At 68.0% G+C, this 21,583-nt stretch carries 20 protein-coding genes and 1 pseudogene; 5 read left to right on the top strand and 16 right to left on the bottom strand.

The genetic code is table 11. The annotated features are described in order from the left end of the window. Positions 1-25 precede the first annotated feature (25 nt). Positions 26-1,657, bottom strand: coding sequence for an acyl-CoA dehydrogenase family protein (locus RYM47_RS08385; protein ID WP_315387149.1), 1,632 nt, complete (start codon positions 1,655-1,657; stop codon positions 26-28). 105 nt (positions 1,658-1,762) lie between these two features. Between RYM47_RS08385 and RYM47_RS08380 the strand changes: the two genes are divergently transcribed. Genes RYM47_RS08380 through pdeM form a run of 4 tightly spaced genes read left to right on the top strand, consistent with a single transcriptional unit; the run spans position 1,763 to position 7,470 of the window. Beyond that, entirely contained in the window at positions 1,763-2,770 is a 1,008-nt protein-coding gene (locus tag RYM47_RS08380) for a ligase-associated DNA damage response exonuclease (protein ID WP_315387147.1), read from the top strand. Then, positions 2,767-4,371: an ATP-dependent DNA ligase gene (locus tag RYM47_RS08375; RefSeq protein ID WP_315387145.1), complete on the top strand. Its 1,605-nt coding sequence runs from the start codon at positions 2,767-2,769 to the stop codon at positions 4,369-4,371. The genes RYM47_RS08380 and RYM47_RS08375 overlap by 4 nt, the downstream gene beginning before the upstream one ends. 14 nt (positions 4,372-4,385) lie before the next feature. Further along, complete coding sequence (locus RYM47_RS08370; protein ID WP_315387377.1) at positions 4,386-6,833, top strand: ligase-associated DNA damage response DEXH box helicase; 2,448 nt, start codon at positions 4,386-4,388, stop codon at positions 6,831-6,833. Beyond that, complete coding sequence (gene pdeM, locus RYM47_RS08365) at positions 6,823-7,470, top strand: ligase-associated DNA damage response endonuclease PdeM (protein ID WP_315387143.1); 648 nt, start codon at positions 6,823-6,825, stop codon at positions 7,468-7,470. The genes RYM47_RS08370 and pdeM overlap by 11 nt, the downstream gene beginning before the upstream one ends. 3 nt (positions 7,471-7,473) lie before the next feature. Here the strand turns inward: pdeM and RYM47_RS08360 are convergent, their stop codons facing one another. The 7 genes from RYM47_RS08360 to rlmD form a co-directional block, all read right to left on the bottom strand. Then, positions 7,474-8,697 (bottom strand): NAD(P)/FAD-dependent oxidoreductase, encoded by a 1,224-nt coding sequence (locus RYM47_RS08360; RefSeq protein ID WP_315387142.1) that lies wholly within the window; start codon positions 8,695-8,697, stop codon positions 7,474-7,476. A gap of 66 nt (positions 8,698-8,763) precedes the next feature. After that, positions 8,764-8,970: a cold-shock protein gene (locus RYM47_RS08355; RefSeq protein ID WP_315387141.1), complete on the bottom strand. Its 207-nt coding sequence runs from the start codon at positions 8,968-8,970 to the stop codon at positions 8,764-8,766. 88 nt (positions 8,971-9,058) lie between these two features. Then, entirely contained in the window at positions 9,059-9,805 is a 747-nt protein-coding gene (locus RYM47_RS08350) for an S-methyl-5'-thioinosine phosphorylase (protein WP_315387140.1), read from the bottom strand. Positions 9,806-9,814: 9 nt separating this feature from the next. Continuing rightward, on the bottom strand, positions 9,815-10,369 hold the full coding sequence (locus RYM47_RS08345; RefSeq protein ID WP_315387139.1) for a hypoxanthine-guanine phosphoribosyltransferase: 555 nt from the start codon (positions 10,367-10,369) through the stop codon (positions 9,815-9,817). After that, positions 10,369-11,376, bottom strand: a complete 1,008-nt coding sequence (gene nagZ / locus RYM47_RS08340; RefSeq protein ID WP_049436449.1) for a beta-N-acetylhexosaminidase — start codon at positions 11,374-11,376, stop codon at positions 10,369-10,371. The genes RYM47_RS08345 and nagZ overlap by 1 nt, the downstream gene beginning before the upstream one ends. A gap of 82 nt (positions 11,377-11,458) precedes the next feature. Continuing rightward, positions 11,459-11,956, bottom strand: coding sequence for a CYTH domain-containing protein (locus tag RYM47_RS08335; RefSeq protein WP_315387135.1), 498 nt, complete (start codon positions 11,954-11,956; stop codon positions 11,459-11,461). Position 11,957: 1 nt separating this feature from the next. Beyond that, positions 11,958-13,292, bottom strand: a complete 1,335-nt coding sequence (gene rlmD / locus RYM47_RS08330) for a 23S rRNA (uracil(1939)-C(5))-methyltransferase RlmD (RefSeq protein WP_315387134.1) — start codon at positions 13,290-13,292, stop codon at positions 11,958-11,960. A 135-nt stretch (positions 13,293-13,427) separates the two neighbouring features. Here rlmD and RYM47_RS08325 point away from each other — a divergent pair, with 135 nt between their 5' ends. Beyond that, positions 13,428-14,153 (top strand): response regulator, encoded by a 726-nt coding sequence (locus RYM47_RS08325; RefSeq protein ID WP_315387132.1) that lies wholly within the window; start codon positions 13,428-13,430, stop codon positions 14,151-14,153. A gap of 28 nt (positions 14,154-14,181) precedes the next feature. On the opposite strand, the gene recO is transcribed toward RYM47_RS08325, so the two are convergent. The 8 genes and pseudogenes from recO to RYM47_RS08285 form a co-directional block, all read right to left on the bottom strand. After that, entirely contained in the window at positions 14,182-14,898 is a 717-nt protein-coding gene (recO, locus tag RYM47_RS08320; RefSeq protein ID WP_315387130.1) for a DNA repair protein RecO, read from the bottom strand. A 33-nt stretch (positions 14,899-14,931) separates the two neighbouring features. Next, on the bottom strand, positions 14,932-15,828 hold the full coding sequence (era, locus tag RYM47_RS08315; RefSeq protein ID WP_315387128.1) for a GTPase Era: 897 nt from the start codon (positions 15,826-15,828) through the stop codon (positions 14,932-14,934). After that, complete coding sequence (gene rnc, locus RYM47_RS08310) at positions 15,825-16,505, bottom strand: ribonuclease III (RefSeq protein ID WP_315387126.1); 681 nt, start codon at positions 16,503-16,505, stop codon at positions 15,825-15,827. The genes era and rnc overlap by 4 nt, the downstream gene beginning before the upstream one ends. Continuing rightward, positions 16,495-16,872: a DUF4845 domain-containing protein gene (locus tag RYM47_RS08305; RefSeq protein WP_315387375.1), complete on the bottom strand. Its 378-nt coding sequence runs from the start codon at positions 16,870-16,872 to the stop codon at positions 16,495-16,497. Before RYM47_RS08305 ends, rnc begins: the two co-directional genes overlap by 11 nt. A gap of 39 nt (positions 16,873-16,911) precedes the next feature. Further along, on the bottom strand, positions 16,912-17,706 hold the full coding sequence (gene lepB, locus RYM47_RS08300) for a signal peptidase I (RefSeq protein ID WP_070207850.1): 795 nt from the start codon (positions 17,704-17,706) through the stop codon (positions 16,912-16,914). Between the two features lie 24 nt (positions 17,707-17,730). After that, on the bottom strand, positions 17,731-19,521 hold the full coding sequence (gene lepA, locus RYM47_RS08295; protein ID WP_315387374.1) for a translation elongation factor 4: 1,791 nt from the start codon (positions 19,519-19,521) through the stop codon (positions 17,731-17,733). Positions 19,522-19,638: 117 nt separating this feature from the next. After that, a complete protein-coding gene (locus tag RYM47_RS08290) occupies positions 19,639-21,165 on the bottom strand; it encodes a DegQ family serine endoprotease (RefSeq protein ID WP_315387123.1) in 1,527 nt (508 codons plus the stop codon). Between the two features lie 60 nt (positions 21,166-21,225). Next, positions 21,226-21,583: pseudogene (locus RYM47_RS08285) on the bottom strand (anti-sigma factor); the annotation flags it as partial.

Genomic DNA, 21,583 nt, shown 5'->3' with positions numbered 1-21,583 from the left:
AGAGCCCGGCTCTACGCCCGCGGGATCATGGCAACGCTCGCGCCATCACGGCCTGAAGGTCGATGCCCTCCGGCAACGTGCCAAACGCCAAGCCGTGTTCCCCGGCCAGCCGCGAACGCACGAACGCTCCAGCCACCGGGCTCTCCGCATGCAACAGCACCGCCGCCTGCAGCAGCAACGCCAGGCGTTCGGTCACCACGCGCGCCTGCGCTTCGGAAGGCGTGGCCGACAGCACGTCACGCAGCGCCTGCACCGCCTGATCGTAGTTCGCATCATGGCCTGACGCCGTTTCCAGCTCCGCCACCAGCACCGGCAGCACCTGCGGTTCGCGCGCCAGCGCGCGCAGCACGTCCAGGCACTGGATGTTGCCGCTACCTTCCCATATGGAGTTCAGCGGAGCCTGCCGATACAGGCGCGGCAGCATCGACTCTTCCACATAGCCGGCTCCGCCCAGGCACTCCTGCGCTTCATTGACGAACACTGCCGCGCGCTTGCACACCCAGTACTTGCCCACCGCCGTGGCGATCCGCGCAAAGGCCGCTTCCTGGGCATCCCGCGGCGCCCGGTCAACCGCCCGCGCCACGCGCATGGCAAAGGCAGTGGCTGCTTCGGACTCGATCGCCAGATCGGCCAGTACATTGGCCATCAGCGGCTGTTCGCTCAGGCGTCGGCCGAATGCGCTGCGATGGCGCGTATGGTGCAGCGCCTGTACCAGCGCCATGCGCATTTCGGCGGCAGCACCGAGCATGCAGTCCAGCCGCGTCATCATCACCATGCCGATGATGGTGGCCACGCCCCTGCCCTCCTCACCGACGCGGCGCGCCCAGGCGCCGCACAGTTCCACCTCGCTGGAGGCGTTGGACCAGTCGCCCAGCTTGTCCTTCAAGCGCATCACGCGGAACGCATTGCGGTTGCCATTGGCCAGCCGGCGCGGCATCAGGAGACAGGTCAACCCGGCCGGTGCCTGCGCCAGCACCAGGAACGCGTCGGACATCGGCGCCGAGAAGAACCACTTGTGCCCCACCAGCGCGTAGCTGCCGTCCTCGCGCAACTCGGCGCGGGTCGTGTTGCTGCGCACGTCCGAACCGCCCTGCTTTTCGGTCATGCCCATGCCAAGGGTGATGCCGGCCTTGTCGGCCATCGGTACGTCGCGCGGGTCGTACACCGGCGCGGCAGCCTTTTCCGCCCAGTCGGCCAGCAGCGGATCCTGGCGCAGCACGGCCACCGCGGCATGGGTCATGGTCAGCGGGCAACTGGTACCGGCCTCGGCCTGGTGGTGCAGGAAACTGAGCGCCGCGCGCGCCACATGCGCGCCGGGTCGTCCGTCCTGCCACGACAGCCCGGCCACGCCGTGGCGTTTGGCCAGGTCCATCAGCTGGTGGTACGCCGGGTGGAATTCCACCGTGTCGATGCGGTGGCCCTGCGCGTCGTGCGTGCGCAGCCGTGGCCGGTCCCGGTTGGCGTCGAAGCCCAGGCGGTACAGCGTTTCGCCCGCGAGGCCGCCGTATGCCTGCAGTTCGGCGATGAACGCGGCGCCACCTTCGCGGTGCACGGCGTCAGCCAGCGCTACATCGTCGGCCCACAGATTGCGCCCGCCGAACGGCGGTGGCTGGTTGCTGACCTCGTGGGTTTCGAATGCAGGCAGTGCGGACGTCATGGCGCGGGCCTCCTGGCAGGAACCTTGATTCTGCCGCATCCGTGTGCGGGCCGCCGTTCAGCCGGATTCTCACCTCCTGCACGAGGGCGGCGGCACAGTGCAGGCATGAGCGAACGCGTTGTATCCAACGATCTGGTGGTCCTGCGCCCCGAAGGCCTTTACTGCCCTGCAGGCGATTTCCACATCGACCCGTGGCGACCGGTGCCACGTGCGGTGATCACCCACGGCCACGGCGATCACGCGCGCGGCGGCATGGGCCAGTACTACAGCAGCACCGGCAGCGTGCCGATCCTGCGCTGGCGCTTGGGCGAGGTGCCGCTGCAGGCGTACGACTACGGTGAACCGTTCACCCTGGGCGGCGTGCAGGTGTCGCTGCATTCGGCCGGCCATGTGCTGGGGTCGGCCCAGGTGCGCATCGACGATGGCGACCGCGTGTGGGTTGCATCGGGCGACTACAAACGCCAGCCCGACCCGACCTGTGCGCCGTTCGAAGTGGTGCCCTGCGATGTGTTCATCACCGAGGCCACGTTCGCCCTGCCGATCTACCGATGGCAGGACACGCGCGAGGTTGCGGCCGAGATCGTGGCCTGGCGCAAAGAATGCGAGCAGCGCGGCGAAGCGGCGATCCTGCTGTGCTACGCACTCGGCAAGGCGCAACGCGTGCTGGCCGAACTGCTGCCGCTGGACGACCAGCCAGCGTGGCTGCACGGGGCCATCGCCAATGGCGTTGCGGTATACCGCGAGGCGGGTATACCGATGCTGGAAACGCATACCGTGGCCGAACAGGGGCGCGAACCCGATGCGGCCGGCAAGTTGATCCTGGCCCCGCCGTCCGCGGCAGGCACGACCTGGCTGCGCCGTTTCGGCAAGCACCAGCTGGGCTTCGCGTCGGGCTGGATGCGGCTGCGCGGCAATCGTCGCCGGCGCAACTACGACCGCGGCTTCGTGGTGTCCGACCATGCCGACTGGCCGGCGCTGCTGCAGACCATCGAACAGACCGGCGCGCAGCGGGTGATCGCCACCCACGGCAATACCGATGCGCTGATTCCATTCCTGCGCGAACGCGGTATTGCCGCCGAGGCCTTCCGCACCGATTTCGGGAACGAGGAATGAAGGCCTTTGCCGCGCTGTACCAGCGCCTGGACCGCAGCACCGCGACGCTGGACAAGCGCGCGGCGCTGGTCGCATATTTCCGCGGTGCACGCGCGCACGACGCCGCATGGGCGCTGTACCTGCTCAGCGGCGGCAAGGTCGGCGGTGCGCGGCGCAGAATCGCCGCGAGCGGAGAACTGCGCGCATGGATAGCCGAGGCCGCAAACCTGCCCGCCTGGCTGGTGGCCGACAGCTACGACCAGGTCGGCGACCTGGCCGAAACCCTGACCCTGCTGCTTGACGATCCGCCACAGGTCGCGCCGGACCGCCCGCTCGCCGACTGGATCGAACAGCATCTGCTGGCCGTCGCCAATCAGCCCGAGCCGGTGCGTCGCGCGGCGGTGGAAGCCGGCTGGCGGCAGCTGCCGGCGGCGGAACGACTGGTGTTCAACAAGCTGCTCACCGGTGCATTGCGGGTGGGCGTGTCGCAGCGGCTGGTGCAGCAGGCGCTGGCGGAACTGTCCGGGATCGACATCGCGCGCATTGCGCAGCGCATGCTGGGCGAGTGGGTGCCCTCGCCCGGCTTGCTGGCAAGCCTGCTGAGTGCGGAAGAACGGCCGGAGGACCGCCAGCAGCCCTACCCGTTCTACCTGGCCTCGCCGATCGAAGCCGACGTCGCGGCACTTGGCCCTGTCGACGACTGGACGCTGGAGTGGAAGTGGGACGGCATACGCCTGCAGCTGTTGCGGCGAAAAGGCGAGGTCGCGCTGTGGTCGCGTGGCGAGGAACGTCTGGATGGACGTTTCCCGGAAATCGAAGCCGCTGCCATGGCACTGCCCGACGGCACCGTGATCGATGGCGAGCTGCTGGCATGGCGCGAGGGTGAAACGCAGCCGCTGCCCTTCACTGCGCTGCAGACCCGCATCCAGCGCCGCAAACCCGGACCGAAGACCCTGGCCGATACGCCCGTGCGGGTGCTTGCCTACGACCTGCTGGAACGGGACGGCGTCGACCTGCGCGAGCAACCGCTGGCCGAACGTCGCGCGCAACTGGCGCAGCTGCTGGACACGCTTGGCGATCCACGCGTGGTGCTTTCGCCTACGCTCGAGGCGGCCAGCTGGGAGGACGCGGCACGCCAGCGCACCCAGGCGCGCGAACGCGGCGTCGAAGGCCTGATGCTCAAGCGCAGCGGTTCGACCTACCAGAGCGGGCGCCGGCGCGGCGACTGGTGGAAGTGGAAGATCGAACCGCTCACCATCGACGCGGTGATGATCTACGCGCAGGCCGGTCACGGCCGCCGCAGCACGCTGTACACCGATTACACCTTCGGCGTGTGGGAAGGCGAAAAGCTGGTGCCGGTGGCGAAGGCGTACTCGGGCCTGGATGACAAGGAAATCCTGGCGCTGGACCGCTGGATCCGCGCCAACACCGTGGAGCGCTTCGGCCCCGTGCGCAGCGTGCGCGGCGAGCAGGTCTTCGAGCTGGGCTTTGAAGCGGTCAACCGCAGCAGCCGGCACAAGTCGGGCATCGCGGTGCGCTTCCCGCGGATCCTGCGCTGGCGACACGACAAGCCCGCCAGTGAGGCAGACACCCTGGCGCAGCTGCAGGCCCTGGCGCGGTGAGCCGACGCGCGGCGATGGCGCGGCTGACCGCGTGGTTTGCCAGTCGCGGCTGGGCGCCCCTGCCGTTCCAGAAGACGATGTGGCGGCATTACCTGGCCGGTGAGTCCGGACTGCTGCATACGCCCACCGGCAGCGGCAAGACGCTGGCCATGTTCGGTGGTCCGCTGCTGCAGGCCCTGGCCGACCCGATACCGCGCGCGAAATCCGGGCGTGGCGGCAAGACCGTGCCGGCACTTCAGGTGCTGTGGATCACCCCGCTGCGCGCGCTGGCCAGCGACACCGCGCGTGCCCTGCGCGAACCGATTGCAGGCCTGGGGCTGGATTGGCAGGTCGGGCTGCGCACCGGCGACGCCAGCGCGCGCGACAAACGACTGGCCCGCGAAGGCCGGGTGGATGTGCTGGTGACCACGCCTGAGTCGCTGGCATTGCTGCTGAGCTACCCGGACACGATGGACCGCCTGCGCCAGCTGCGCTGCGTGGTGGTGGACGAATGGCACGAACTGCTGGGCAACAAACGCGGTGTGCTGCTGCAGTTGAACCTGCGCCGGCTGCGCGATGCATTGCCGGCGCTGCAGCTGTGGGGACTGTCCGCCACGCTGGGCAACCTGGACGAGGCCCGCCAGGTGCTGTTGCCCGACCTGCCCGATGCACCGCTGGTATCCGGCGTGCGGCCGCGCCCGGTGGCGGTGGAAACGTTGTTGCCGGCACAGGGCGAACGCTTCCCCTGGGCCGGGCACCTGGGCCTGTCGCAGCTGCAGCGCGTGCAGCAGAAACTGTTCGCGGTGCGCACCAGCCTGGTGTTCACCAACACGCGTGCGCAGGCCGAACTGTGGCACCAGGCGCTGGCCGCAGTGTGGCCCGAAGATCCGGCCACGCTCGCGCTGCACCATGGCTCGCTGGATCCCGCGCAACGCCGCATCGTCGAACAGGGCCTGCGTGATGGTGCATTGCGCTGTGTGGTGACCACCTCCAGCCTGGACTTGGGCGTGGATTTCCCGGCCGTGGACCAGGTGCTGCAGATCGGCAGCCCGAAGGGTATCGCGCGCCTGGTGCAGCGCGCCGGACGCGCCCGGCATCGACCCGGCGAATCGGGTCATATTGTCTGCGTACCGTCGCACGCACTGGAGCTGGTCGAGTATGCAGCGGCGCGGCACGCGCTGGCCGACGGCGTGATCGAAGCGCGGCGTCCGCTGCAGCTGTCGCTGGATGTGCTGGCCCAGCATTGCGTGAGCTGTGCGCTCGGTGGCGGTTTCGAACCGGATGCATTGCTCGAACAGGTTCGGCGCACGCACGCCTTCGCATCGCTGGATGCCGCCCATTGGCAGGGCGTACTCGACTTCATCGTGCAGGGCGGACAGGCGCTTGCGCAGTACCCGGACTTCCACAAGGTCGTGCGCGATGACGACGGCATCTACCGCGTGCACGATCGCCGCGTGGCGCTGCGCCACCGGCTGTCGATCGGCACCATCACCAGCGATGGCAGCGCGGTGGTGCAGTTCCTGCGCGGTGGCCGGCTGGGCACGGTGGAAGAACAGTTCGTCGGCCGGCTGCGACCCGGCGATCGCTTCCAGTTCGCCGGCCGCCTGCTGGAACTGGTGCGGCTGGAAAACCTGACCGCGTACGTGAAACTGGCGCGCGGTGGTGACGGCGTGGTGCCGCGTTGGCAGGGCGGCCGCCTGCCGCTGTCCGACGCACTCGGCCAGGAGATGGAAGCGGTGCTGGGCAGCGCCGCCGACAGCCCGGAAATGCGCTGGCTGGAACCACTGCTGCGCCTGCAGGCGCGCGTATCGGCGTTGCCCGGTCCTTCGTTGCTGCTGGTGGAAAGCGTGCGGCGGCGGGAAGGACAGTTCCTGTTCGTGTATCCGTTCGCCGGACGCCAGGTCAACGAAGGCATCGCTGCGCTGATGGCGTTGCGCTGGACCCGGCTGCAGGCCAATACCTTCGGCTACGCGGCCAACGACTACGGGTTCGTTCTGGCCCCGGCGCGCGCGGTCGAGGTCGATGCCGAACGCATCGCTGCACTGCTGGACCCCGATGGCCTGTTCGAGGACCTGCGCGACAGCCTCAACCTGGGCGAACTGGCGCGCCGCCAGTTCCGCGACATCGCACGCGTGTCCGGCCTGTTGATCCCGGCACTGCCGGGGCGCACGCCGCGCAGCCTGCGCCAGCTGCAGGCTTCAGCCGGCCTGCTCTATGACGTACTGCGCCAGCACGACCCGGACCACATCCTGCTGGGCCTGGCCGAACGCGAAGTGCTGCATGGCCAGCTCGACCTGGCCAGCCTGGCCGCCACGCTGCAGCGCTGCCAGGGGCGTACGCTGTGCGTCCAGCAGCCGGCCACGTTGGGGCCACTGTCGTTCCCGCTGTGGGCCGAGCGCCTGCGCGGCCAGCTCAGTAATGAAGACTGGAAGACCCGCGTGCTGCGCGCGGTCGGCCAGCTGGAGAAGCGCCATGCCGAATGAGTGCGTGCTGACCCTTGCCGGCGAAACGATGCACCTGCTCGGCGACCGTGCGCTGTACTGGCCGGCGCGCGAAGCGCTGCTTATCGCCGACCTGCACCTGGGCAAGGCCGACCTGTTCCGGCGCGCCGGGATCGGGCTGCCCACCGGCGGCACCGGCGATGACCTTGCGCGGTTGACGCGCCTGGTCGAACAGCGACCGGTACGAACGCTGTGGATCCTGGGCGATGTACTGCACGGCGCGGCGCATCGTGCGGCGTGGTACCGGCAGTGGCAGGGCTGGCGCGAGCAGCATGCGTCGCTGGAGATCGGCGCTGTGGCGGGCAACCACGACCGTGTGCTGCCCAAGGCCGACCTCGGCATCGCCCTGCCCGGCGAACGCGTGCAGGAAGGCCCGTTTCTGCTGCGCCATGATCCGCAGCCGCACCCGACCCTGCACGTACTGTGCGGCCACCTGCATCCCCTGGCCAGGCTGCCGGGCATGCAGCGCCGCTGGCCCGCGTTCTGGTTGCGCGAACGCCTGACCGTATTGCCTGCCTATTCGCGATTCACCGCAGGCATCGCTCCGGTGCTGCATGCCGGCGAGCAGCTGGTGGCATGCGTGGAGGACGCAGCGATCGCCCTGCCCGCGCAGACGTGACAGTCAACGCGCCGCCATGGCCTCGACGAAACCCGGCGACAGTCCGAGCTTTCCCCACCAGCCGCGCTGGGTCCCGCTGAGCACGCGCAGCATGTGGCCGCGACCACCCGGAAGCGCGCCCATCGGTTTGAACATCACATCGCGTGCCTGCGCGAGCCGATCGCGCTCGGACTGGAACAACGGCGTCAGCCAGCGGCTCCAGAACTGATAGATCGCCACGTGTGCGCTGCGCTGGGCCTGGTAGGCCTGCAACGCGGCATCGGCGCTGGCATGCGCGCGCAACGCATCGCGCAGTGCCAGTGCGTCCATCAGCGCCATGTTGACGCCCTGCCCCAGCTGCGGGCTCATCGCATGCGCCGAATCGCCAGCAAGCACCAGTCGTTCGCGGTGCCAACGCGTCATCACCGCATCGCGATAGCCGGCGCGGGCAAGCTGCGCGCAGTCGCTGACACCCTGCAGCCGCTGGTGCGCCTGCGGCCACAGTGCGGCGATCTCGTCCAGCCAGCGTGCCATGCCGTCGCGTTCCCATTGCTCGAACTGCGTGCGCGGCAGGCTCCAGAAGAAACTGAGCCGCGGTTGCGCATCGTCGGGACGGGTGCCGACCGGCAGCAGCCCGATCATCTTGCGGGCGGCGACATAGCGTTGGCGCAGCTCGTCGGCGTGCGGCCAGTCGCCGCTGGGCAACAGGCACCACAGCGCGCCCCATGGGTATTCCCGATCCAGCCGCGTGCCCTGCACCTGCGCGCGCAGCGACGACGACGCGCCGTCGGCGGCGATCACCAGGTCGTACGGCCCGTGCCAGTGCCCGCGCGCGTCGCGGATGCGTCCGCCGGCAGTGTCGACCTCGACGATCGCGGTGTCGGCCTGCAGGTTGCCGGGGTGGTCCCAGGCCTGCGCCAGCAACGAAAACAGCGCGCCACGCTGCAGACCGATGCCGTGCAGGTGCGGATGCAGCGCCGCGTAACGCATGTCCATCACTGCACGGCCGCAGGGGGTCTCGCCATACAGCCGGCGCACCGCTGCGCCGTGCTGCAGCACCTGCGGCAGCAGGTCCATCTGCCACAGCACGTCCAGTCCACTGGGCTGCAGCAGGAAACCCGCGCCCACCGGGCCGGGCGTGGTGGCGCGCTCGAACACGTGCACATCGTGATGATCGCGTGAAAGAAGGATCGAAAGTGCCTGCCCGGCGGTGCCGTAGCCGACCACGGCGATACTTCGTTTTTTCATCTGACGTCCTGTCTGGCGTTAAAAAAAACCCCGCCGAAGCGGGGTTTTCGAAGCGCGGCGAGTAACTTACTCGGCCGGCTTGATGGCGGAAGCCTGCGCGCCCTTCGGGCCGTTGGTCACTTCATACGTGACGCGCTGTCCTTCCTGCAGGCTGCGGAAGCCCTTGGATTCAATGGCGGAGAAGTGCGCGAAGACGTCGGCGCTGCCGTCCTCCGGCGAGATAAAGCCAAATCCCTTGGCGTCGTTGAACCACTTGACGGTACCGTTCGGCATGGTAATGCGAGACCTTCTTCAATGAATGGGTGGTGTACGCTCAACCAGCGCACTGGCGGAGTATGCAAAGCTTGTCATGCAATGACAATCACCCGCGTGCCATTTCGCCAATCAGTTCCGGCAATCCGGCAGAAGCCGCGTCAACATTGGCCAGAACTTCGGCCATCGTGATCTCGTCGCCATCGCCGCAGCCGGCGGCCCAGTTGGCCACGATCGCCAGACAGGCGTAGTCCAGCCCCAGTTCCCGCGCGAGGCCCGCTTCGGGCATGCCGGTCATTCCGACCAGGTCGCATCCATCGCGGCGCATCCGCGCGATTTCCGCATTGGTTTCCAGCCGCGGCCCCTGGGTGGCGCCATAGCAGCCACCGTCCTGCAGGCGCACGCCCGTGACCTTGGCGGCCGCGAGCACCTTGCTGCGCAGGAGCGGCGTATACGGGTGGCCAAAATCGACATGCAGCACCTCGCTGCCAGGCTCTTCGCTGAGCGTGGAGATGCGGCCCCAGGTGTAATCGATCAGCTGGTCCGGGCAGGCCAGCACGCGCGGACCGAAGTGTTCGGTGATTCCGCCCACGGTGTTGAGGGCGAGCACGCGCGTGGCGCCGATCTGCTGCAACGCAGCAAGATTGGCGCGATAGTTGATCTTGTGCGGGGGCAACGAATGACCCTCGCCATGGCGGGCCAGAAACGCCACGCGCTGGCCGAGCAGCGTGCCGACCCGGATCGGGCCAGACGGGGTGCCGTAGCGGGTTTCCACCGCGTGGCTGCTCACATCATCGAGCTGGGCCAGCTTGTACACACCGGTGCCGCCGATCACGGCCAGGGCGATAGGTTCCATGGGCGCTGCTTATTCCTTCATCGCGTAGATGGCCGGCACGCCGCGCAGGCCTTCGTTGACGTCCATGCCGAAACCGAACACGTAGCGGTCGGGCAGCTCAATGCCGGCGTAGTCGGCCTTGACGTCGGGCAGCGCGCGGTCGTGCTTCTTCACCGTCAGCGCGGCGATGCGCACGTCGGTGGCGCCCTGCTCCAGGCACCAGGTGCGCACACCCTGCAGGGTGAAGCCCTCGTCCAGGATGTCGTCGACCAGCAGCACGCGGCGGCCGAACAGCGAGGTGGCCGGCTTGTGCTTCCAGACCAGGTCGCCGCCGGTGGTTTCACCGCGGTAACGGGTGGCGTGCAGGTAATCGAACTGCACGTCCTGGCCGCGCGCGCCCAGTTCCAGCGCCAGCTGGCCGGCGAACGGCAGCGCACCGTGCATGATGGACAGGAACAGCGGCACCTCGCCCTTGTAATCGCGCGCGATGGCGTCGGCGATACCAGCGATGGCCTTGTCGATGGTGGGGCGGTCGACCAGCAGGTCAGCCTGGGCCAGGGCCTGGGAAATGGTGAGGTTGGGCATCAGACGGTTCTTCCAAGGGTTTCAAGCAGACGGGATTGGGTGTCGCCATGGCGGGCATCGGCCAGCAGGCCATCCCAGCCAAGCGCGCCGCGGCCGATCAGGCCCAGCAGCGCAGCAGTATTGAGGGAGCGTCCCTGCACCGCGTGCAGGGCTTCATCGACCAGTTCCGGGTGGCAGACCAGCACCACGTCGCAGCCGGCATCCAGATGCGCGTGCACGCGCGCGGGCACACCGCCGGCGCTGTGCGAGGCGGCCATGCCGATGTCATCGGAGAACACCACGCCGCGGAAGCCGAGCTCGCCGCGCAGGATGTCCTGGATCCAGCGCGGCGAGTAGCCGGCCGGTTCAGGCGCAATCTGCGGGTAGATCACGTGCGCCATCATCACCGCGTCGGCACCGGCGGCGATGCCGGCCTGGAACGGGACCAGGTCCTGCGCGCGCAGCTCGTCCAGCGCGCGCGGATCGATCGCGGTATCGACGTGGGTATCTTCCAGCACGGTGCCGTGGCCGGGGAAATGCTTGAGCGTGGCGGCCATGCCAACCGCATGCATGCCACGCACGTAGGCGGCGGTGAATGCGGCCACCACCTGCGGGTCTTCACTGAAGGCGCGGTTGCCAATGGCGCGGTTGCCACGGCCGAGGTCGACCACTGGCGCGAAGCTGAGATCCAGGCCGCTGGCACGGACTTCACTGGCCATCAGCCAGGCATGCTGCTCGGCCAGCGCCAGCGCCTGCTGCGGATCGGTGGCGTACAGCGCGCCGATGTCCTGCAGCGGCGGCAGCTCGCTGTAGCCCTCGCGGAAACGCTGCACGCGGCCGCCTTCCTGATCCACGCAGATCAGCTGCGGGCGCGGCGCGGCAGCGCGGATCGCCGCGCTCAGATCGGTCACCTGCTGGCGCGAGGCGAAGTTGCGCTTGAACAGCACCACCCCGGCCACGGCATCGTGCTGCAGCCAGTCGCGTTCCTGGGCGGTCAGTTCAGTGCCGGCAACGCCGATCAAAAGCATGGGTCAGTCTCCAGGGCCGTGGGCGCCGATGGCGCACTGCGGCATTGTCGCATGATGTACGCAAGCCACGCAGGGCGTGGCTCTACCGGGATTCGTACCAACGGTTGTACGGGTGGGAGGCCAGCGCCAGGTTGTAATACCGCACCTGGTCGGTGACCTCTTCACCCACCCATTCAGGCAGGTCGATGGCCTGGTCGGCCGAGGCCAGCTCCACTTCGGCCACCACCAGCCCGGCGTTGTCGCCCAGGAACTCGTCCACCTCCCACAGCAGGCCGCCGTGGTCGACCAGGTGCCGGCGCTTGTCGATCAGGCCGCCCACGCACAGGGCCAGCAGGGCGCGTGCGTCCTCGACCGGTATCGGGTAGTCGAACTCCTGCCGGGTGTGGCCGATCTCGCGCGACTTCATGTTCAGGAACGCCTGGTCGCCCTGGATGCGTACGCGCACCGAGGCCTTCAGGGCACCGCTGTCGATCGAGGCGGTGTCGTTGAGGTAGCCCTGCGCCATCGGGATCACCGCATGCGCGGCGGCCCGCCAGGCGTCACTGCTCACAAGGTACTTGCGCTCGATCTCGACGCCCATTTCAGCGCTTCTCGAACACGGCGATGCTTTCCACGTGCGCGGTGTGCGGGAACATGTCCATCGCGCCGGCCGAGACCAGGGTGAAGCCCTGTTCGTTGACCAGATAGCCGGCATCGCGGGCCAGCGAACCCGGGTGGCAGCTGACGTAGACGATGCGCTTGAACTGCTTGAGCGGCAGCTGCTGCAGCACTTCGATCGCGCCCGAACGCGGCGGGTCCAGCAGCAGCTTGTCGAAGCCCTGGCGCATCCACGGGGTCTGGCGCTGGTCCTGGGTCAGGTCGGCGGCGAAGAACTGCGCGTTGTCCAGGCCGTTGCGCGCAGCATTTTCCTTCGCCCGCGCGACCAGGCCGGCCTCGCCTTCCACGCCGACCACTTCGCGTACGGTGCGCGCCAGCGGCAGGGTGAAGTTGCCCAGCCCGCAGAACAGGTCGAGCACACGCTCGTCCGGACCTGCGTCGAGCAGCTCCAGCGCCAGCGCGATCATCTTTTCGTTGAGCTTGGCATTGACCTGGATGAAATCCAAAGGCCGGAACGCCAGCTCCACGTTCCACGGGGCCAGCCGGAACGACAGCGGGACCTCGCCCGGCAGCAGCGGGTGCACCGATTCCACGCCACCGGGCTGCAGGAAGATCGCGAAGCCGTGCTCGGCGCCGAAACCGGCCCAGGCCGCCTTGTCGGCGTCGCTGAGCGGCTGCATGTGGCGGATGGTCAGGACGATGGCGTCATCACCGGCGATGAATTCAACCTGCGGAATGTCGCGCTTGCCATCCAACGTCTCGATGAACGCCGAGAGCGCCGCCACCTTCAGCCCGATCTCCGGGATGACGGTCAGGCACTGGGTCAGGTCGGCCACGAAGCGCGGGTCCTGCTCGCGGAAGCCGACAAGGGTCTTGTCCTTCTTTTCCACCCGGCGCACCGAGAAGCGGCCCTTGCGGCGGTAGCCCCAGCTGTCGCCGACCAGCGCCGGCAACACCGTGCCGGGAGTGACGTGGCCGATCCGGGTCAGGTTGTCCAGCAGCACGCGCTGCTTGGCCACGATCTGCTGGCCTTCGTCCAGGTGCTGCAGCACGCAGCCGGCGCAGACGCCGAAATGCGGGCAGCGCGGCGTCACGCGCTGCGGCGAGGCCTGCAGCACCTCCACGGTGCGCGCTTCATCGAAATGGCGGTTGCGGGCGGTCGGTTCGGCACGTACCACCTCGCCCGGCAGGGCGCCGGAAATGAAGGTGACCTTGCCACCCTCGCCTTCACGGCGGGCAACGCCACGGCCGTCATGGCTGAGGTCGAGGATGTCGGTCTGGAACGGGGTACGGTCGAGTCGGGAGCGGGATCGGGCCACGTGGCAACAGGCTGCGGGCAAAAAGGGTGCGTATTGTCGCAGATACGCGGCGTGGCCTGCCGCGTTCAGGCTGCAGGGCTTGCAGGGCGGCATATCGTGTTTAATATGCGCATAGCTGACATGGAGGCAGCCCCAATGCAGATGACCCCGAGGGTTCCCATGCCCCGATTCCTGCTCGTCGAGGACGACACCATCAGTCGCGGCTTTTTCCGGGCCGCGCTGGAAACCCTGCCGGCCCAGGTGGAAACCGCCGATTCGCTGGCTTCCGCGCTGGAGCGCGGGCGCCGCAGCGAGCACGATCTCTGGCTGATCGACGTGAACCTGCCCGACGGCAATGGCAGCGAGCTGCTGCAGGCGCTGCGCCAGTCCCATCCCGAGACCCCGGCGCTGGCCCACACGGCCGATGGCGACACCAGCATCCACGCGCGCCTGCGCGATGCCGGGTTCAGCGAAACCCTGGTCAAGCCGCTGAGTCGCGAGCAGCTGCTGCAGGCGGTGCGCCGTGCGCTGGTGAACAGCCCGGGGCACACCGCCCCGGCGACTCCCGGCGATGCTGCCGGCGAGCGTGAAGACTGGGACGAGATCACTGCGCTGGCCGCCCTGAACGGGCAACGCAACCACCTGAACGCCCTGCGCGAACTGTTCCTGGCCGAGCTGCCGGGGGTCCGCGATGCGGTGGCGCAGGCCGTCCAGCAGCACGACGTACGCACCCTGCAGGGCCAACTGCACCGGCTGCAGGCAAGTTGCGGGTTCGTCGGCGCCGCCCGCCTGGGCCGCGCGGTGCGCCAGCTGCACCAGGCGCCGGAGTCCAATGGCGCGCACACCCAGTTCAAGGCGGCGGTGGATTCGCTGTTGCATTAGGCGAACAGCAGCCACGCAGGGCGTGGCTCTACCGGCGCAGGTCTTCCAGCATTTCCCAGGACTTGAGGCCGCGCCCGCCGAGGTGGTGCAGCAACACCGCGCGCATTCCGCGGCGCAGGCTGGCCAGGTCGTCGGCGCCGGGGATTTCATCTTCGCCCAGCGCCAGCAGCGCGCTGCCGGTAGCGGTGCCGCGCCGGGGATCGGTGCCGCGCTCGCTGAGCAGCCGACGAGGGCCTTCCAGCGGGTCCAGCTCATAGCGGGCCGCCGGGTCGATCGGCTCGCCGTCGCTGCCGTGGGTCAGGTCGAAGCCAAAGCCCAGCGCCTCCAACAGGTCGCGCTCAAAACGACGCAGGGTCCACGCCAGGGGCTCCCCGGCACCGAGCCGTTGTCGCATCTGGCCGTAATACGCATACAGCTCGGGCAACGGGTCCTGCCGCGGCGCCAGCCGCATCACCAGTTCATTGACGTAGAAGCCAGCCAGCATGGCGTCGCCACTCAACCGAGGCGCCGCATCGAGCGCTTCGGCGCCACGCAGCTGGGCCAGTTCGCCCCGTTGCACGGCGCTGAACCGGATCCACTGCAGGGGCTGCAGCGCGGCGCGCAGGGCCTGGCTGCGCGGGCTGCTCACACCCCGTGCCAGCACCCCGATCCGTCCGTACTGCCCGGTGAGTACCTCGACCAGCAGGCTGGTCTCCCGCCAGGAGCGGGCATGCAGCACGAAGGCCGGTTCGTCATCGATGCGCATGGCCAAGGGCGTGGCGAGGCAACCCTGCCGGGTTTACTCGTAGCCGAACGCCTTCAGCGCGGCTTCGTCGTCCGACCAGCCTTCACGCACGCGCACCCAGGTCTCGAGGAAGACCTTGGCGCCGAACAGGCGTTCCATCTGCAGCCGCGACTTGGCGCCGATCTCCTTCAGGCGGGTACCGGCCTTGCCGATCACGATCGCCTTCTGGCCTTCGCGCTCGACCCAGATCACCGCGCCGATGCGCAGCAGGTTGCCGTCTTCGACGAAGCGCTCGATCTCCACCGTGGTCGCGTACGGCAGCTCTTCACCCAACTGGCGCATCAGCTGCTCGCGGACCAGTTCGCCGGCAAGGAAGCGCTGGCTGCGGTCGGTGATTTCGTCCTCGCCGAACATCGGCGGCGCTTCAGGCACCAGCTTGAGCAGGTCGCGCACCAGCGCTTCCAGCCCGTTGCGCTTCTGCGCGGAAATCGGGTGTACGGCGGCGAAGGTGCGACCTTCGGTGACCTGCTGCAGGAACGGCAGCAGCGCGCCCTTGTCCTTGAGCCGGTCGACCTTGTTGACCACCAGCACCACCGGGATCCCGGCGTCGCTCAGCACGTTGAAGGCCAGGGTGTCTTCTTCGTCCCAGCGGCCGGCTTCGATCACCAGCATGCCGGCGTCCACGCCCTCGAGCGAGCCGCGCGCGGCGCGGTTCATCACCCGGTTCATGGCGCGCTTCTGCGCGCGGTGCAGGCCGGGGGTATCGACCAGCACCAGCTGCCCTTCGGGATAACTGGCAATGCCGAGCAACCGGTGCCGCGTGGTCTGCGGGCGGTTGGACACGATGCTGACCTTGGCGCCAACCAGGGCGTTGGTCAGGGTCGACTTGCCGACGTTGGGGCGGCCGATGACGGCCACGCTGCCGCAATGATGGGGGGTTGCTTCGCTCACTTGGAATCCAGTTGCTCGAGGGCGGCGGCGGCCGCCTGTTGTTCGGCCAGCCGTCGCGAGGCACCTTCGCCTTCGGTGCTGACAGCGGGGTCGGCTACGCCGCAGCGTACCCGGAAAGTCTTGGCATGATCGTCGCCCGATTCTGACACCAACTCGTACTGGGGCAGCGCCTTCTGTCGGCCCTGCAGCCATTCCTGCAGGCGGGTCTTGGGGTCTTTTTCAGGCTTGCCGGTAGCCGGCAACGCCTCCATGGACGGACCGAACCAGGGCAGCACCACCGCCTGGCAGGCCAGGAAGCCCGCATCCAGGTAGATCGCAGCCACCACCGCTTCGAGCGCGTCGGCCAGGATAGAGTCGCGCCGGTGGCCACCGGATTTCATCTCGCCCGGGCCCAGGGTCAGGCGATCGCCCAGCTCCAGGGTGCGGGCAATGACCGCCAGCGCACCCTCACGCACCAGCTCGGCGCGGGCCCGGGTCAGCGCCCCCTCGTCGGCCTTGGGCCAGCGCTGGTACAGAGCATGGGCCACCATCATGTTGACGATGCTGTCGCCAAGGAACTCCAACCGTTCGTTGTTGGGAGTTCCGGCGCTGCGATGCGTCAGGGCCTGCTGCAGCAGGCCCGGATCGGAGAAGACGTGACCGATGCGGTCACCACGTTGATAAGTGTTAGTCGGCACCGCTGAGGGTCAGTTCCTGGTGTGCTTCGAATTTTCCAACCACGTCGAGGTTGCCGATGATCGGGCGACGCACTTCGTAGTTGACCTTCATGTTCCAACCACCGCTGACCCGTTCGAACTTCACGTTGGACGGCTTCACGTTGTCGGAGTAATTGATGTACAGGCGGCGGAAGAACATCTCCTGCACCTGGCCCGGCTCCTTGTTGGCAACGCCCGGCTCCTGCGCCACGCCCTTGAGCGCGGCTTTCACTGCGTAAAACTCGGAGTACATCGGGAACAGCTTCATACCGATGTACAGCGCGAACCCCACCACCGCCAGCACGACCAGGAACGAGGTCAGGGTCATGCCACGCTGCGTCTTCATCATCTTCATTGCGATCTCCCCAGATGCGCTTGTGTGAGTGGATCAGTTGATGCCGGTGCCGATCCGGGACGGTTCGAAGCCGTCCTTGCAGAACCAGCCCGAGCAGTTCAGCCAGATCAGGAAGGCCTTGCCGCGGAGGTTCTCTTCCGGCAGCAGGCCCCAGAACCGGCCATCGTCACTGTTGTCGCGGTTGTCGCCCATCACCAGGTACTTGCCCGCCGGCACGGTCCACTGGCCCTCGCCCCGCGGGTAATCGGTCTCCAGGATGGTATGGGTGCGGCCCGGCAGGTGCTCCACCAGCAGTGAGGCGCCCTCCCCCTGGCCACGGTGCCCAGCATACAACCCCTTGTTCTCATACTTCAGGGGGGTGCCGTTGAGGATCACCTGGTCGCCCTGGAAGGCGATCTCGTCACCCGGCACGCCGATCACGCGCTTGATGAAGTTCTCGCCCTTGTTCGGGTCGTTGTCCGAATGGCCCGGGAAGTGGAACACCACCACGTCGCCGCGTGCCGGCTCGCCGATCGGCACCACCTTGGCATTGTTCAGCGGCAGGCGCAGGCCATAGGCGAACTTGTTGACCAGGATGAAGTCGCCGATCAGCAGGTTCGGCATCATCGAGCTGGACGGGATCTTGTACGGCTCTGCAATGAAACTGCGCACGATCAGCACGATCGCCAGCACCGGGAAGAACGCCCGGGAGTAGTCGACCAGCACCGGCTCGCTGTCGAGCAGGCCAGCCCGCTGCGCGCGGCGCTTTGCGAAGTACAGCTTGTCGGCGAGCAGGATCAGGCCCGACGCCAGGGTCAGTACGACCAGCAGGATCTCAAACAGTTTCATGCAGTGTCCTTGGGAACGGGAGCCTTACTTGTCCATCTGCAGCACGGCGAGGAAGGCTTCCTGCGGAATCTCCACGCGGCCGACCTGCTTCATGCGCTTCTTGCCTTCCTTCTGCTTTTCCAGAAGCTTCTTCTTGCGCGAAACGTCGCCACCATAGCACTTGGCCAGCACGTTCTTGCGCATGGCCTTGACCGTGGTACGGGCGATGATCTGCGAGCCGACGGCGGCCTGGATGGCCACGTCGAACATCTGGCGCGGGATCAGGTCCTTCATCTTTTCGCACAGCTCGCGGCCACGGCGGTCGGCATGGCTGCGGTGCACGATCAGCGACAGCGCATCGACCTTGTCACCGTTGATCAGCACATCCACGCGCACGAACGGGCCGGCGTCGAAGCGCACGAAGTGGTAGTCCAGCGAGGCATAGCCACGGCTGACCGACTTCAGCTTGTCGAAGAAGTCCAGCACCACTTCGGCCATCGGCAGCTCGTAGCTGATCTGCACCTGGCTGCCCAGGTAGTTGATGCCGATCTGGCTGCCGCGCTTTTCTTCGCACAGCTTGATGATGTTGCCGATGTACTCCTCGGGAGTGAGCACGTTGGCACGGATGATCGGCTCGCGGATCTCCTCGACCTGGTTCACCGGCGGCAGCTTGGCCGGGTTGTCCATGTTGATGATCGAGCCATCGGTCTTCAGGACTTCATACACCACCGTCGGCGCGGTGCTGATCAGGTCCAGGTTGTATTCGCGCTCCAGGCGCTCCTGCACGATTTCCATGTGCAGCATGCCGAGGAAGCCGCAGCGGAAGCCGAAGCCCATCGCCTCGGAGCTTTCCGGCTCGAAACGCAGCGCGGCATCGTTCAGGCGCAGCTTGTCCAGCGCTTCGCGCAGGTCCGGATAGTCCTCGGCATCGACCGGGAACAGGCCGGCGAACACGCGCGGCTGCATTTCCTGGAAGCCCGGCAGCGGCTTCGGTGCCGGGTCGCCGGCAAGGGTCAGGGTGTCGCCGACCGGCGCACCGTGCACGTCCTTGATGCTGGCGGTGACCCAGCCCACTTCACCGGCACGCAGCGCCGGCAGCACCTTGCGCTTCGGGGTGAACACGCCGACGTTGTCGACCTGGTGGTTGCGGCCGGTGGACATCACCTGCAGCTTGTCACCGGCCTTGATCTCGCCCTGCATCACGCGCACCAGCGAGACCACGCCCAGGTAGTTGTCGAACCAGGAGTCGATGATCAGCGCCTGCAGCTTGTCGGTGTCGCGCGGCGCCGGTGGCGGAATGCGGTGCACGATCGCTTCCAGCACGTCCTGCACGTTCAGGCCGGTCTTGGCGCTGACCGGCACGGCGTCGGAGGCGTCGATGCCGATCACGGCCTCGATCTCGGCCTTGGCGCGCTCGATGTCGGCGGTGGGCAGGTCGATCTTGTTGATCACCGGCACCACTTCCAGGCCCTGCTCCACGGCGGTGTAGCAGTTGGCCACCGACTGCGCTTCCACGCCCTGGGCCGCATCGACCACCAGCAGCGCACCTTCGCAGGCGGCCAGCGAGCGGCTGACTTCATAGGAGAAGTCGACGTGGCCGGGGGTGTCGATGAAGTTCAGATGGTAGGTCTGGCCATCTTTGGCCACGTACGGCAGCGACACCGACTGGGCCTTGATGGTGATGCCGCGTTCGCGCTCGATCGGGTTCGAGTCGAGCACCTGCGCCTCCATTTCGCGGGCCTGCAGGCCGCCGCAAAGCTGGATGATGCGATCGGCCAGCGTCGACTTGCCATGGTCGACATGGGCAATGATGGAGAAGTTGCGGATGTTCCGCATCGAATCAGAGGACATAGGTGGCGGCGGCGCGGCGCGTCGTCAGGGTAACGGGTGATTATCGCACGGAAACGACCGGGCCCGCCGAAGCGGGCCCGGAAACGCAGCGGTGGCGGGGGCTTACTCCCCGGTGCGGACCGCCACGAAGGCGGTGTTGCCGCTGGCACGCACCAGCAGCATCACCACATCGCCCTTCTTGTAGCCGGCCAGCGCCTTGTTCAGCGCGGCCACGTTGCCGACCGGCGTACGGCCGACCTGCAGCACCACCATGCCCGGGGACAGGCGGGCGTCACGGGCCGCCTGGCCCTTCACGCCGGTGATGCGCACGCCTTCGCCGGCGTCCAGGCCCAGCTGCTGGCGCTGCGGCGCGGTCAGGTCGGCCACGTCCAGGCCCAGCAGGGCGTTGGCACCGGTCTGCGGCGCCGCATCCGGGGCGGCCGGGGCGGCGGCGCCGCGCTCGGCGTCTTCGGCCAGCTCGGTCAGGGTGGCGGTGATTTCGCGCTCGCGGCCGTCGCGCAGCACGCCCAGGCGGACCTTGCTGCCCGGCGCCTGGGCGCCGATCAGCGGCGGCAGGTCGCTGAAGGTGTTGATGGGACTACCGTTGACCGAGCGGATCACGTCACCGACTTCCAGCCCGGACTTGGCCGCAGCGCTGCCCGGAACCAGCTCGTTGACCAGCGCACCGCGGCTGTCGGGCAGGTTGAAGCCCTGCGCCACGTCACCGGTGATGGCACCGACCACCGCGCCCAGCTGGCCGCGGCTGACCCGGCCGTTCTTCTTGATCTGCTCGACCGCGCCCATGGCCAGGTCGATCGGGATCGCGAAGCTGATGCCCATGTAGCCGCCAGAGGCGGAGAAGATCTGCGAATTGATGCCGACCACTTCACCCCGGGTGTTCAGCAGCGGACCGCCGGAATTGCCCTGGTTGATCGCCACGTCGGTCTGGATGAACGGCACGTAGCGCTGGTCCTGGCCGCCGGTGCTGCGCCCGACCGCACTGACCACGCCGGCGGTGACCGAGTGGTCCAGGCCGAACGGCGAGCCGATCGCGACAACCCACTGGCCCGGCTTGAGCGTATTGGAATCGCCCACGCGCACGGTCGGCAGGTTCTTCGCATCAATCTTGAGCAGGGCCACGTCGTACTGCTGGTCGCTGCCCACCACCTTGGCGGTGAACTCGCGGCGGTCGCCCAGCTTGACCTTCACCTCACCAGCGTCGGCCACCACGTGGTGGTTGGTCAGCACGTAGCCGTCGGGCGAGATGATGAAGCCCGAGCCCATGCCACGACCGCGGATGCTGGGGCCCTGGTCATCCCCGCCACCGGGCTGGCCCGGCATCTGGAAGTCCGGGCCGAAGAAGCGGCGGAAAAATTCCGGCATCTCGTCGTCGCTGGGACCGGGAGCGGCGCCACGCGCCTGGCGGTTGCTGCGCACGATGGTGGTTTCGATGTTGACCACGCCGGGGCCGACCTGTTCGACCAGGTTCGTGAAATCGGGCAGCCCGCTGACCAGCGGCGCAGCCGGCGCACGCGGCGCGGCAGTGGCCTGGGCGGCAGGTGCGGCCGGGGACGGCGACTGCGCGCAGGCCACCAGCGGCAGGGTGATGGCCAGCAGGGCCAGGGCATGCGTACGGATACGGGCGGTCATCAGACTCGAACCTCCGGGTCAGGGATCATCAGGGGGAAGAAGGAAAACAGGCAGGACGGCTCAATCGGCGCCGTCATCCTGCAGGCGCGGTTCGAACGGATAGAACGCGGCCGGCGGCTGCTGGGTGCGGAAGCTGGCGTTGATCGCCCCGCTGTCGCCCAGGGTCGAACGCGGCCACGGGCGGGCCTGCAGGCTGCTGACATCGCCGAACGGCAAAGCGCGTGCCGACGTCGCCGGAACGGTTGGCGCCAGCGGCGCCTGGCTGGCCACGGCCCGTACCGGCTCGGCGACACGGCTGGCCACGCCACGCGCGGCCTGCTGGGTACGGGTAGCGCTGTTGCGGCGCGCCGTGGCGGCAGCGGCAGGCACGGCGGCCACGGCCAGTGCGGCGTCTGCCACGGCCGCCGGTGCTGAAGGC

This window comes from uncultured Stenotrophomonas sp., assembly GCF_963519125.1.
Classification (GTDB): domain Bacteria; phylum Pseudomonadota; class Gammaproteobacteria; order Xanthomonadales; family Xanthomonadaceae; genus Stenotrophomonas.
This window is presented reverse-complemented; position numbering and strand designations above follow the sequence as displayed.

Bases quoted from the DNA above. Each gene is read 5' to 3' on its own strand.
- RYM47_RS08385 (WP_315387149.1), bottom strand. From the start codon at position 1,657: ATGACGTCCGCACTGCCTGCATTCGAAACCCACGAGGTCAGCAACCAG.
- RYM47_RS08380 (WP_315387147.1), top strand. From the start codon at position 1,763: ATGAGCGAACGCGTTGTATCCAACGATCTGGTGGTCCTGCGCCCCGAA.
- RYM47_RS08375 (WP_315387145.1), top strand. From the start codon at position 2,767: ATGAAGGCCTTTGCCGCGCTGTACCAGCGCCTGGACCGCAGCACCGCG.
- RYM47_RS08370 (WP_315387377.1), top strand. From the start codon at position 4,386: ATGGCGCGGCTGACCGCGTGGTTTGCCAGTCGCGGCTGGGCGCCCCTG.
- pdeM (WP_315387143.1), top strand. From the start codon at position 6,823: ATGCCGAATGAGTGCGTGCTGACCCTTGCCGGCGAAACGATGCACCTG.
- RYM47_RS08360 (WP_315387142.1), bottom strand. From the start codon at position 8,697: ATGAAAAAACGAAGTATCGCCGTGGTCGGCTACGGCACCGCCGGGCAG.
- RYM47_RS08355 (WP_315387141.1), bottom strand. From the start codon at position 8,970: ATGCCGAACGGTACCGTCAAGTGGTTCAACGACGCCAAGGGATTTGGC.
- RYM47_RS08350 (WP_315387140.1), bottom strand. From the start codon at position 9,805: ATGGAACCTATCGCCCTGGCCGTGATCGGCGGCACCGGTGTGTACAAG.
- RYM47_RS08345 (WP_315387139.1), bottom strand. From the start codon at position 10,369: ATGCCCAACCTCACCATTTCCCAGGCCCTGGCCCAGGCTGACCTGCTG.
- nagZ (WP_049436449.1), bottom strand. From the start codon at position 11,376: ATGCTTTTGATCGGCGTTGCCGGCACTGAACTGACCGCCCAGGAACGC.
- RYM47_RS08335 (WP_315387135.1), bottom strand. From the start codon at position 11,956: ATGGGCGTCGAGATCGAGCGCAAGTACCTTGTGAGCAGTGACGCCTGG.
- RYM47_RS08325 (WP_315387132.1), top strand. From the start codon at position 13,428: ATGCAGATGACCCCGAGGGTTCCCATGCCCCGATTCCTGCTCGTCGAG.
- recO (WP_315387130.1), bottom strand. From the start codon at position 14,898: ATGCGCATCGATGACGAACCGGCCTTCGTGCTGCATGCCCGCTCCTGG.
- RYM47_RS08305 (WP_315387375.1), bottom strand. From the start codon at position 16,872: ATGATGAAGACGCAGCGTGGCATGACCCTGACCTCGTTCCTGGTCGTG.
- lepB (WP_070207850.1), bottom strand. From the start codon at position 17,706: ATGAAACTGTTTGAGATCCTGCTGGTCGTACTGACCCTGGCGTCGGGC.
- lepA (WP_315387374.1), bottom strand. From the start codon at position 19,521: ATGCGGAACATCCGCAACTTCTCCATCATTGCCCATGTCGACCATGGC.
- RYM47_RS08290 (WP_315387123.1), bottom strand. From the start codon at position 21,165: ATGACCGCCCGTATCCGTACGCATGCCCTGGCCCTGCTGGCCATCACC.